Here is a 12,314-nt window from a genome sequence, read left to right on the forward strand (position 1 = left end):
ACGCAGGTGCATGCGCACCAGAAAACAACTGGAGGGAACCGCAATGGCTCAACATGTAATCGTCGTTGGAGCCGGGCCCATTGGCCTGCTAACCGCTTTCGGACTTGCGAAGGAAGGCACGCGTGTCACGATTATCGAGGCGGAGGAGCAGTTCAACGATAAGCCGCGTGCGCTGGTCTATCACTATCCCGTTCTGCCCCATCTCGACCGGCTTGGACTGTTGCAGGACTGTGAAGCGGAGGGTTTCCTGCGCCAGACCTTCGGCTGGCGTATCCACAGCACGGGCGAACTTATCGAGTGGAAATGGACGCCTGAGGGGATGGGGGGGAATGCGCTTCATCTGCACCAAGGGTTGTTGTCCAAGATCATTGCACGGCATGTCTCGGCGCAGCCGAATGTGGAGATATTGCTGCGAACGAAGCTGACCGGGTGTTGCCAGACTGCGGGCGGCGTGATCGCGGAGGTCGAGGGACCCAATGGATCGGCAGTGCTGGAAGGCGACTATCTCATAGGGGCGGATGGCGCGAACAGCACGGTACGCCAGAATGTACTGGGGCTCCAGTTTCTGGGGACAACCTGGCCCGAGCGCTATGTGGCGACGAACACGAGAATCAACCTGTCGGCGCTGAACTATCCTGAGTCCGTCATGCAGCTCGATCAGAAGCACGGCTCCATTATCTGCAAGATCGAGCAGCCCGACGTCTGGCGGGTAACCTTTGTCGAAGACCCCGAGCTACCTTTCGAGGGGCTGGAAGAGCGCATCCACACGATGTTCGCTGATCACCTGCCCGACCTGCCCTATGAGGTGCTCGCCTACTCGCCCTACCGCATGCACCAGCGCATAGCCGATCGGATGCGTGTGGGGCGGATCCTGCTTGTCGGTGATGCTGGCCATATCACCAACCCCACAGGCGGGCTTGGCCTGACTGGCGGCATGTTCGATGCTTTCGCCCTGATCGGCGCTTTGAACCGGGTCATCCATGACGGGGCAGGGGAGGAAATACTCGAATTTTACGAGCGCGATCGTCGTCGGGTGTTTGCCGAGGTTACGTCGCCCCGCGCGTCGTTCAATCTGCGCAACCTCTATCACCTGAAGGAAGGACAGGAGAAGGAGGACCGCATCGCTTTCCTCCGCGCCGTGGCCGCAGATCCGCGGCTAGTTGAGCGGGAAATGAGCTTCACGACGCAGATGGAAACGCATTTCTGAGCAACATGCGCACCTTTGAAATGGCAGACTTTGGCGGTGTCTTCCTGACATCGCCACCTGTTGATGCCGGGGACGCGGTGTGGCCCGGCATCAACGCCTATGTGCAGTGGTTCATTCCTGTAAATCCCCGTCCGGTTTCTATCCTTTTCGTCCATGGTGGCGGCGGACAGGGCGCTGACTTCGTCAGGACACCGGACGGTCGGCGCGGATGGGTGCATCGGTTCCTGCAGGCGGGCTATGCAACATATGTCCTAGATCGGCCGGGGCATGGAAGGTCAGCCTGGAACGAAAACGTGCTTGGCCCGGCAACGCCCACGGCAGACTACGGAACGCTATACCCCCGGTTCGTGGAGCCGGGGAAGCACGACTTATGGCAAGGTGCCTCCAAGCATAACCGCTGGCCCTCCGATCCGTTGGCCGGTGACCGGTTCATGGCAAGCCAAGGACCGATGGCCACTTCGCTAGGTGCGAGCCAGCGTCACGTTGAGGCTATCGCCGAACAACTGCTCGATCTGACCGGCCCGACCGTGGTAGTGAGCCACTCGATGGGGGGACCATGCGGATGGGCTCTGAGTGCCGTTGGCGGGCTGCGGGTCGCGGCCGTACTGGCGGCGGAACCTCTGGGGTACTCGGGCATGGTGCATCCGCTTGGAACCTTCAATAACGGTCTCGCGCCGGAGGCATATCAAGGACTTCACGACCCGTTCGCGAAGCCGGTCGCCATTGTTACAGGCGAAGCCACGTGGATGAGAGAAGCCAATAGGCGCGCAGCGGAGTACGTACGAGCACGGGCTCCAGTGTTTGAACACATCGCCTTGGAAGAACATGGCATAACTGGAAATGGTCATATGCTAATGGCCGAGTCCAATAGCGACGAAATCGCCGATCTGATGATTCGATGGTTGGATGCGAATGTTTCGTGTGGGCTGGCTCAAGCTAGAGCCTGATCCGATCAGACTGGATCGGATCAAGCTGTATTTGTTTTTTGTTTTCCGCATTTTCCCAGCCAACAGATGATGCTATCTACTTCGAAAATGCTCCGTAAGCGCCGACGGAAGGTGACGTTGACGCGGCCTGTCAGGCTTTGCGGCGTGTCCGCGGCACCCATTTTTTCGCGAGCGCTTCCAGCCTTGCCTCGATCAGGGGGATATCGGGCTGGGCGTTGGGATCATGGTCGTTGCCGAGGGTTTCGAGCGCTTCTTCATGATATTCATGCTGGGGGTCGCCGAGCGCTTCGAGCTTTTCGGCGTAGCCCCATGGCCCGCCACTGTCCTCCGGCGGCCGCATGCCTACTGCATCGAGGATGAGCGGATATGTCAGGTGCGGGCTGGCCGCGCTGACGCGCTCGATCTTGACGCTATGCTCCCAGGCGTCGCCGAAGTCGTAGAGATATCGGAAGGTCTTGCGCTTCGTATCCGCCAGGACCTGGGCGAGAGTGGCCTTACGGGCGTCGAGCGGCCCGTCGAAGCCATATTCAGGATCAGGGATGCCGAAGCCGGTCTGCCCGAAGCTCATTTCCCACAGGTGAGAGTCCGTCCACGAGAAGGCGGTCTGGATGACGGTGTGCAAGCGGTCGAGCCGGATATTGAGGGGGACCTCCAGCGTCCGACTGACGGCTGGCGTGACATCGTCCAGCGTAATCTTCATCCGCACGACAGTGCCGTTGCTCACGCAGCCTTCTCCAGATCGTTGGTCAGCCTTGCTGCCTGCCATCTCCAGGGCAAAAAGTCATCGATCCGATTGATTGGGTGGCTGCCGATGCGCTCGATGACGTCAGTGAACCACGCCTCGGGTTCGACGCCGTTGAGGCGGCATGTGCCGGCCAGGGCGTAGAAGAGCGCCGCCGCTTCTCCACCTTTCATAGAGCCGACGAACATCCAGTTCCGACGTCCAAGAGCCACGCCACGCAGGGCATTTTCCACCAGATTGTTGCTGATCTCGAGCCGACCATCATCGCAGTAGCGGATCATGGCCTGCCAGCGGTTGAGCGGATAACGACACGCACGCGCCAGATTGCTGTCGGAAGACAGGCCACGGTTCTGTGTTTCGAGCCAGACGCGCAGAGCCTCCAGCTTCGGCACCGCCTTGATCTGGCGGATGCGTCTCCGTTCATCGGGTGGCGTGCCCTTGATATCGCGCTCGATGGCGAAGATTTCGGCGATCCGCACGACCGCCTCCGCCGCGATCGGCGACGGGCTCTTTTCCAGTATGTCGGTAAATTTCCTGCGACTGTGAGCCCAACATCCCACTTCGACGATATCCCTGGGCGCCTTGGTTTTAGGGTCGCGGTAAAGCGCGTTATAGCCCGCAAAACCGTCCGCCTGGAGATACCCCTGATAGCCGGCGAGATGTTCTGCCGGATGCGCTCCGCCACGATCGGCGCTGAAGCGGAAGGCCACCGCAGGCGGACTCATGTCACCGCTTGAACGGTCATCGCGCAGATATACCCAGAAGTGCCCGGTCCGACTGCCGTCGCCATTGCCCAGCAGCGCGACCGGCGTGTCGTCACCGTGGATCTTGGCGGCTTCCCGGATATAGGCGAACAGCCGCTCGCCCAGTGGCGCCAACAACCATGCCAGTTTCCGTGCCCAGCGGCTCATCACATCCCGATCGATATGCAGCCCCACGCGGCGGAAGATCACCGACTGCCGGTGCCAGGGCTGATGATCGACAAAGCGGCTGACGACGAGGTGGGCCAGCAAAGCGCTGCTTGCCATCACCTTGGGCAGCGGCAGATCGACAGCGGGCGCCTGACGGATTTGTTCGCAGGATCGGCACGCCAGCCTGGGCCGGAAATGGCGGATAACCCGGAAGCGTGCCGGGACATAGTCGAGAACCTCAGTTACGGCCTCGTCGATCTGCACGGTCTGGCCGTTACAGCCAGCGCCGCACGGACCGGGCTGATGATCGACCGTCTGACGCGGGAAGTGCGCAGGAAGCGGAACGCGGCTGCCGGGTTTGCGAGCCGATTTCGTTACAGGCGCCGCCGGCACCTCATCGTTGGCGGGTTCCGGTGCCTCGACCTCCTCGAACATCAGCCGCAACTGGACGATATCCATTTTCTCGGAACTGCGGCCGAACTGGACGCGCAGCAGCCGCGCAACGCGATGCTCGAGTTTTTCGATCCGCAAGGTCTGAGCTTTTACGGTGGCTTCCGCAGCCCTCAGTTCGGCCCGTTCCTGCTCCATGACATCGGCCATCTCCAGCAGCATTTTCTGCAGGAGGACCGGGTCTGTGGGAAGGCGATCAAGGGCGAACCGCATGCCGCTGATGATAGCGCAAGCCCACGGTAAAACCTACATAAAATGGCGGTTTTCCTAATCTTTTTGACTATGCGAGGCTGGGCGTGACGACCTCGTCATGGATAATCGCCTGCTTCCAGTTCAGCCCTTCGACGAGCATCGCAAGCTGGGCTGCGGACAGCCGGAGCGCGCCCTCATGGGCACGGGGCCACACGAACTTTCCACGCTCGAGACGCTTCGCGTACATGCATAGCCCGGAGCCGTCCCAGACCAGGGCCTTCAGCCTGTCGCCCCTTTTTCCGCGGAACAGGAAGACCGCCCCAGAAAATGGATCAAGCTGAAGGATATTGCGCACCTGCGCCGACAACCCGTCAAATCCCTTGCGCATGTCGCACGGCGCCAGCGACAGATAGATTTTCGTCGAAGGCGGGAAAGCCAGGCTCAATGATCCAGCTCCCGCAAGACATCAAGCACCTGTTTCAGGGCGGCCCGGTCCACCTCGCCATCCACCGACACCGTCAGGCCGCACCGCCCGCGGACCTCGATCCGCCCTGGTTCCCCAGTTTTAGCCGACGGCGAAGACGATGCCAGTTCGACCGGCACGAAGCCTGCCATCGCTCCGCGGAGCAGCTGCTTGCGCCAGGTATAGAGCTGGCCTGTTCCAATGCTGTGCCGTCGAGCTACGGCCGATATGATCGCGCCAGGCGCCGTCGTCTCCTTCAGGATCGCCAGCTTCTCCTCGTCGCTCCAGTTCCGACGCCGCTCCACCCGTACAAGTGCTCCGCCATCACCGCGACCGCTCATACGAGGCTCGTTTGACTGCTCGATGTTCATGCTCACGCCTCCTCAAAAGCCGCGAGCTTTCCTATTCCGGTGCCGGCAGCAAGGCCGCCTTCCGTCGGCGCTTACAATGCTCCAGATGTTGATCAGTATCTCTGCGCTGACATAAATCGGGGCGTAGTCGCTGCGAGGGCGTGATCTGCATCCGTGCGACGTTCGCGATGCGCCCCCGCGGCGGTTTGATCGGAAGAAGCATCGTAACCGACTATTCGCTGCCATTGACGGTTGAATAGGGATAATGCCATCACTGCATGTCGCGCTTTTGGATAAGCAAAAGCGGGGGTTGTCTGGCAGTGAGGAGGCTGCCCCGAACCGGCGCTATTGATGGCCGATCCTATCTAAGGGTTGCCTGATGGTTTGCCAGGCAACGCGTCTGAGCCGTCCTGTTTTCTAAATGACAACACATGATCGCTGAGCGGAAGCGAGCGAATCCTCGGCCCACCAGCATCATAAATTGCGTTCAGCATCGCAGTCATCACAATAGGGACGGCATCCTCTCCAACGCCGGCAGGATGATCGTCGCTCTCGACAAGTTCGACCACGATGTTTCTACAGGCAGTGGCAAGCCGAGCGACGTTGTGATCCTGGAAATTGCGCTGGACGACACGGCCGTCCTTGAGTGTGATTTTACCGTAAAGGGCCGTGGTGATTGCCCAGAAGATGCTTCCTTCCACTTGGCCGCGGACTACCTCCGGATTGAGGATGCGTCCGCAGTTCAGCACCGCAAATACGCGATCGACCCTAAGGCCGCCTTTGCCGTCGAGTGTCACCTCCACAACCGACGAGGCGGTGCCGGTCCGGTAGCTGTCCCAATAGCTGAAGTCGCTGACCGAAATGCCTCTGCCGCGCCCCTTCGGAAGAGGCGTTCCCCATTTTGCCATCTGGCAGACCCGCTTTAGCACGGCACGCATGTGCCGGATGCGTCGAACGGCGACGTCGCGGCCCTTCAGGTCGGATGGCACCGATCCCTCGTCCAACAGGTCCATGTAAAGGTCGACCGGATCACGTCCAGCGGCGACCGCCAGTTCGTCCTGAAATCCCTGGTTCATCCAGACATGCTGTGTGAACGCCACGCCGCGCATCCAGCCGAACGGCTGAGGCGTCTTGACGCGAGCATACTCGATCCTAAGGTTCGGCACATAGTGCGGTAGGCGAGCCGGTCCATAGCTTTGATCGGGCGCCGTGCCACTAATCACGCGATTGAACCACGCGATCACATTCCCCTTCTCATCAAGCCCCGCCTTGAAGCGTGAGATGGTAATCGGTGGCGGATAACCGCGCGCCATCATCTCTTCGCGGGTCCATATCATCTTGATGGGCTTGCCAGGAATGGCCTTCGCGATCTGGACCGCCTGCGATACATATTCGTTCTGGCAACGCCGTCCGAAGCCCCCCCCGACATATGGCAGATTGAACTGTACCCGTTCAGGCGGCAGCCCGGCGGTAACTGCGGCGAGTCGATGCGCTTCCTGGGCGAACTGCGTGGACGCCCAAACCTGGAGTCCGTCCGAATTCAGCCATGCGGTGCAGTTGATCGGCTCAAGCGGCATCGCGTCCATGAAGGGGTAGGAATAATCCGCCTCGATAACGCGGTGAGCACGGCCGATCGACCCTGCGAAATCTCCGGCTTCCCGGACTACCGGCTGCGGCCGCCCAGCCCGGCTGACCAGGTCCGCCATGATGGACTCACTGCTGGTGTAAGCAAATTCCCCATCATCCCACTCGATCGGAAGCGCCAGAAGCGCCTTCCTTGCCCTCCAGAAGCTGTCCGCGACGACGGCAACGGCATCGTCCATCCCGTAATCTTCTCCGCCGTCGGCAAGCGGACCGTTGAGGCCGCAAGGTCCTGCCGCGATCCGGACGACCCCGACAACGCCCGGCATCTTGGCAATCGCTTGTTCGTCGAACGAGACAAGCTTGCCGCCATAGACAGGGGATTGTTGCACGACCGCATACAACATGCCCGGCAAATCGACATCGATGCCATATTCCAGCTTCCCGGTCGTCTTGGGAACCAGATCGAGGCGCTTGATCGGCTTTCCGATCAGCCGGTAGTCAGCAGGGTCCTTAAGTTTGACCCGCGAAGGGTGCGGCGGCGCAATATGGGAGGCGGCGGACGCGACCTCCGCGTAGCTTTGCCGTCCCCCGCCGGGCAATATGATGCTGCTCTCCTCGGTTCTCAAATCCGCTACGTCGAAGCCCGAGCGCCTGGCGGCAGCGGTCAAAAGCATTTGTCTGATCTGAGCGCCTGCCATTCTCATGGGATTGAAGAGACGGTCAGCTGACCAACTGCTCTCCGTGCATGTATATACATACACATTGTTGCGCTTGAGGTTCGTCAATGGATCGAAGAATTCGGGCCGGATCGATGACCATTTCAGATCGAGCTCTTCCGCAAGAACCTGCGAGAGGGTTGTGACCACACCCTGTCCAATGTCGCTCTGTGGAATGCGGATGCGAACCGTGTTGTCGGGCATCATTACAACCCAAGAGAATAGCTCGACCGAATCGGAAGGCTTAGGATCGGCGACCCGGCAACCCGTCATGGTGACGGGAAAAACCACACCTGCCGAAACGGCGGCGATCGACTTCAGCAAGGAACGGCGGTCAGTATTCATGGCTTCTTCACGTGCGCCCGTTCGCGGCCGCGTGGATCGCGGCGCGTATGCGATCATAGGTCCCGCACCGGCAGATGTTCGTGATCTCGCGATCGATGTCTTCATCCGTAGGGAAAAGTTTCTTCCCCAGAAGCGCGGTGGCTGCCATTATCATACCGGACTGGCAATATCCGCACTGTGGAACACGAATATCCTGCCAAGCTTTCTGTACAAACTGGTCGCCATTGGCCGAAAGCCCCTCAATCGTGGTTACTTCGAGCCCGACCGCGGCCGTCGCAGCCAAGGAGCAAGATCGGGCGGTCTGGCCGTCCACTATGACCGTGCAGGCGCCGCACTGGCCGATGCCACAGCCATATTTCGTACCTTTGAGCTTCAACGTGTCACGGAGCACCCAGAGTAGTGGCGTATCATCGTCGACCTCGGCGGGCATGGTCGACCCATTAATCTTCAGCTCAATCCTCATCATTATACTGCCCATCTGGCATACACTGCCGACCGCGGTAAATTGGCAATCCTTTTGAGCACGCGGAAGCCGGGGCGTCAATATAATTATCCACACGCTGAATTGGTGCAGCCCGCCTGACGCAAGCAGCGCCTGCACCATTCAGGAGATCCGCACCGCAACGCCGTAGGAGTGCTATGGGTCGGTTGTCCGCGCGCCTCGCCCGCCGGAATTTTCTTGTGAAATGGAGGGCTCCATCTGCCTTGTCGCACGTTGATGATATGTCTAGCGACAGGAGGTCAGGCGCATGATGATTCGAGCTTTAAAGCGCTGTTCATTCCTCGTCGGCGCGCTTCTCCTTCCGATTTCGGCCCCAACTGCGTTTGCCAACGGTCCCCCATCTTCGTCCCCTATCGAGGCCCGGAAGCTTTTAGCCAAGGTGGACGCAGATCAGGACAGGCGAATATCGTTGGCGGAATGGCGAATGCAGAGCCTGCCGAAAGCCAATTTCGAAAAGCTGGACCGTAACCGGAACGGCTTCATCACTTTCCGGGAACTGGCTGATTTCCCGCCGTCGACCCTTGATGCAACGCGCGACGGAAAGCTTTCCGCCCTTGAGTTGAAGTTTGGCAAAGCCGAGGCCCGAATAGGAGCTGCACCAGCTTCCAAGTAATAGTATGGTCGCGTTCGAAAATGGATTCTTCTGACCGGCTTTGGTGAAGGATGAAAATATCCATTGAGAAGCGATCATTGGAAGAGTGATCATCCATCTTTGTAGCATTGCCGCTTTTTTTGGCGGGCGCTTCGACAAAGTCGAAAATTGATCGTTCAGCGTCGTAGAACACAAAATTGCTACCGACCGCGATGCTCGGCAAACACGCGAAAAAATGGGGCGATGCTTGCCCCCTGCATGGCGAGGAGTTGCAGATATCGTGAATTTGGTTTAATAATATCGCCTACAATACCGATCCACTCGCAACTGTCGGCAATGGGGGCGGCAATGATTGTGTTGTGCGCGACGAGTCTTATCTCGTATTGTTCGCGGTCTTGTCCGGAAAGTCGGCCTGGGAAACGTCTGTTTCGCAATCTTCGGCCGTTATTGCTTGTCCCCTTGTGAAGCTGATGGCGCCTGCGCAGCGCAGACCCGAGCCCGATTTAGTCGAATTTTTCATCGTCGAGGATAAGATGAGCGGCTGCGCTTCGTCGCCGCAGAAATTTTGCTCCCATGGCCGCTAATTTATTCGGCTGTTGATTTTCGAAAGGACTATGAAATCGGTGTTGTGAGTGTTTCATTATAACCTTGGATCATATGCTATCTATTTGAATATATAAAGATAATCGTCGGGAAAGGGTCGGCTGATCCATTTGCTGCGAGGCGCGTGCCCTGCCCAGCTCTAATGGGCGTTGACAATGCCATTAATTATGCGACAACGTAATTACTGCATGTTGCTCGGTCGACCCCGCTTAGGCGGAATTCCGTTCGGCGCGAGGAGAAGCAGTGGCGGTTCGCAGGTGCTGAGGGGGCACCTTGGCCGACGCGAACGGGAAGTGCCTTCGGCGAAATGCACTCTCGCTCTGCAGAGGACGTATAATGAAAGGGAGAAGTATATGATTGCTCGCATCACCCGCGGTTCTGCTCATACCGCACTGGCGATTTCGCTTGCTTCGCTGCCGCTGGCAGTCTCTGCTACTGCTTATGCCCAGGATCAGGTCCAGCCTGAACCGAGCGCCGCTTCTGCAAGGGGCAATGGCGATATCGTTGTTACGGCGATGCGGCGCGAACAGCGCCTTCAAGACGTTCCAGTCGCCATTTCTGCCTTTGGCGGGGAGGCGCTTGAGAAGCGTCAGGCGGTGCAGATCTCCGATCTTATTCAGCTGTCTCCCAATTCGCAGGTCAACTATCCATTCGGTGAAGGTGGCCCGCCCAACTTCGTCATCCGCGGCATTTCCTCGACCGACTATTCCGCTAACCAGAGCAAGCCGATCGCGATCTACATCGACGAAGGCATCCGCGGCCTGTCGACATTCGAAACCATGCCTCTTTTCGATGTCGAGCGCGTCGAGGTGTTGCGCGGCCCGCAGGGCACGCTCTACGGCAAGAATGCGACCGGCGGTGCTGTCAATATCGTCACGAAAAAACCGGGCTTTTCCACCGAAGGATATGTGACGGGCAGCTACGGCAACTTCAATCGTGTTCGACTGCAAGGGGCTTTGCAGGTCCCCTTGATTGACAATGTGCTGGCGATGCGCATTGCAGCGCTTTATGTCCACGATACGGGCGTTCTCAAGAATGTCACGCCGGGCCTTGGCGACCTCGATCAGACCGACGTCTTTGCCTTCCGCGGCGCGCTACAATTCGAACCTGCGGATAACTTTGAGGCCACATTGCGCTTCAACCACGTCAAAAGCGGCGGTCGCAATTACACGGCATATGCGGGAAACATCGATTTCAACGATCCCCAAATTATCTTCCCTGGCAATAATTTGTCCAACCTGCCGGGATCTAACCGCGATGGTCTGAGCTTCTTTGAAAGTGCCGTTAATCGCGCGCCGAAGCGGCTTATCCGCAGCGACGGCTTCAACCTGATCATGAACTGGGAAGCAACCGATACCCTCAAGCTAACCTCCGTGACGACCTATGACTGGGGCAAATGGGTTGACACCGGGGATGATGACGGTCTCGCTATCCAAGTGGATGATCCGATTGTCACCTTCGGCAAAAATATGAAGCAGTTCGTCCAAGACTTTCGGTTGGCGACATCGTTTGATGGGCCGCTCAACGTCCAGGCGGGCCTCCTGTACACGTATGATGCGGTAAATGCGGGCTTCAACTATTCGCTCCTGACGGATCCGGGTTGCGGTGCCGTATGTAGCTTCGGCTTCACGCCCACTGGAACCGGCTTTATCCAGTCGAACAGCTTCAACCAGAAGCGCAACAGCTATGCCGCTTATTTTCGTGCTGACTATGAGGTAACCGACACGCTTTCCGCATATGGGGGTGTCCGCTTCAGCCGGGACAAGGTTGCTGTCTCTAATTTCAACGCATTCCTCGGTGACAATGTAGATCCCGTAGCCATTCAATCGATCAGCAATTATTCTGATCGCCGCACCTTCAACAATACGAGTTTCGAGGTTGGCGTAAATTGGAAGCCTACGCAAAATATCCTGCTCTACGCTTCAATGCGCGAAGGGTATCGCAGCGGCGCCGTGAACGCGCAGGCCTTCAGCGATCCCTCCGAAATCACGTTCGCGCCGCCTGAAACTGCGCGGACTTATGAAGCAGGGTTCAAGTCCACGCTTCTCGACCGTGCGCTGACCATCAACGGTACTGTGTTCCAGACCGATTATGCAAATCAGCAAGTTGTCGTGACCGAGGCGGGCGGGCTATTTCCGCTCCGTTCGATCAGCGCCGCGCGCGTTCGCGGGTTCGAAGCTGATATCACCGCGCGGCCGATCGATCGGGTGACGCTTGGCGTCGGCGTCGGCGTGTTGGATCCAAAATACCGGAACAATGCGACAGTTACGGGTACGAGCGGCATCGACGTCTCAGGAAATCAGATATCCAATGCCGCAAAGTTCAGCCTCAACCTCAGCGGCGATTTCGTGCTCGCCGAAATCAACGACGCTACCGTCGACCTCAGTCTCGACGGTGCATATACTTCGCGTGTCTATTATGACATCGCTCAGACCCGAACGCTGTCTCAACCAGGCTACTGGGTAGCCAACGGTCGCATTGCATATAACGCCAAGCGTTTTGCGGTGGGTGCAGGCGTAAAGAACATCTTCAACGAGAAGTATTTTACCTACGGTTTGGGCCTGCGGTTTGTAGGATTGGATTACCTGATCCGTGGTACACCGCGTACCTACAGTGCAGATGTCACTTTCCGCTTCTGATCTTCAAAAGATGCGAGTTTAAATTTTTTGTACTTCTTTCTCGCTGACGAACAATCAGCGAGAAAGAAGTC

General features: G+C 58.3%; 10 protein-coding genes. 4 read left to right on the top strand and 6 right to left on the bottom strand.

From position 1 onward, the window contains the following. The first annotated feature begins 43 nt into the window (after positions 1-43). Together ndpD and H5V43_RS21665 are read left to right on the top strand one after the other, a co-directional pair. Positions 44-1,207 carry a 6-hydroxy-3-succinoylpyridine 3-monooxygenase NdpD gene (ndpD, locus tag H5V43_RS21660; protein WP_025547122.1) on the top strand — a complete coding sequence of 388 codons (1,164 nt, stop codon included), beginning with the start codon at positions 44-46 and terminating at the stop codon, positions 1,205-1,207. A gap of 5 nt (positions 1,208-1,212) precedes the next feature. Further along, entirely contained in the window at positions 1,213-2,154 is a 942-nt protein-coding gene (locus H5V43_RS21665; RefSeq protein ID WP_025547124.1) for an alpha/beta fold hydrolase, read from the top strand. 130 nt (positions 2,155-2,284) lie between these two features. Here H5V43_RS21665 and H5V43_RS21670 read toward each other — a convergent pair whose 3' ends face one another. The 6 genes from H5V43_RS21670 to H5V43_RS21695 all read right to left on the bottom strand — a co-directional run bounded on the left by H5V43_RS21670 (position 2,285) and on the right by H5V43_RS21695 (position 8,373). Next, the gene (locus tag H5V43_RS21670; protein ID WP_025547125.1) at positions 2,285-2,878 is read right to left on the bottom strand and encodes a plasmid pRiA4b ORF-3 family protein; all 594 of its coding nucleotides are present in this window, start codon (positions 2,876-2,878) and stop codon (positions 2,285-2,287) included. Then, positions 2,875-4,470 (bottom strand): IS66 family transposase, encoded by a 1,596-nt coding sequence (tnpC, locus tag H5V43_RS21675; RefSeq protein ID WP_150295624.1) that lies wholly within the window; start codon positions 4,468-4,470, stop codon positions 2,875-2,877. Before tnpC ends, H5V43_RS21670 begins: the two co-directional genes overlap by 4 nt. Before the next feature lie 67 nt (positions 4,471-4,537). After that, positions 4,538-4,888: an IS66 family insertion sequence element accessory protein TnpB gene (gene tnpB / locus H5V43_RS21680; protein WP_274054343.1), complete on the bottom strand. Its 351-nt coding sequence runs from the start codon at positions 4,886-4,888 to the stop codon at positions 4,538-4,540. 2 nt (positions 4,889-4,890) lie between these two features. Then, entirely contained in the window at positions 4,891-5,283 is a 393-nt protein-coding gene (tnpA, locus tag H5V43_RS21685; protein ID WP_025547129.1) for an IS66-like element accessory protein TnpA, read from the bottom strand. A gap of 344 nt (positions 5,284-5,627) precedes the next feature. Beyond that, positions 5,628-7,874 carry a nicotine dehydrogenase subunit L gene (locus H5V43_RS21690; protein WP_150295596.1) on the bottom strand — a complete coding sequence of 749 codons (2,247 nt, stop codon included), beginning with the start codon at positions 7,872-7,874 and terminating at the stop codon, positions 5,628-5,630. 40 nt (positions 7,875-7,914) lie between these two features. Then, positions 7,915-8,373, bottom strand: a complete 459-nt coding sequence (locus H5V43_RS21695) for a nicotine dehydrogenase subunit S (protein ID WP_017183765.1) — start codon at positions 8,371-8,373, stop codon at positions 7,915-7,917. 283 nt (positions 8,374-8,656) lie between these two features. Between H5V43_RS21695 and H5V43_RS21700 the strand changes: the two genes are divergently transcribed. Continuing rightward, positions 8,657-9,022 (top strand): EF-hand domain-containing protein, encoded by a 366-nt coding sequence (locus H5V43_RS21700; RefSeq protein ID WP_128830675.1) that lies wholly within the window; start codon positions 8,657-8,659, stop codon positions 9,020-9,022. A gap of 935 nt (positions 9,023-9,957) precedes the next feature. Beyond that, positions 9,958-12,243 (top strand): TonB-dependent receptor, encoded by a 2,286-nt coding sequence (locus tag H5V43_RS21705; protein WP_162854745.1) that lies wholly within the window; start codon positions 9,958-9,960, stop codon positions 12,241-12,243. Positions 12,244-12,314: the final 71 nt, after the last annotated feature.

The sequence above is a fragment of the Sphingobium fuliginis genome, from assembly GCF_015074805.1.
GTDB classification, from domain to species: Bacteria; Pseudomonadota; Alphaproteobacteria; order Sphingomonadales; family Sphingomonadaceae; genus Sphingobium; species Sphingobium fuliginis.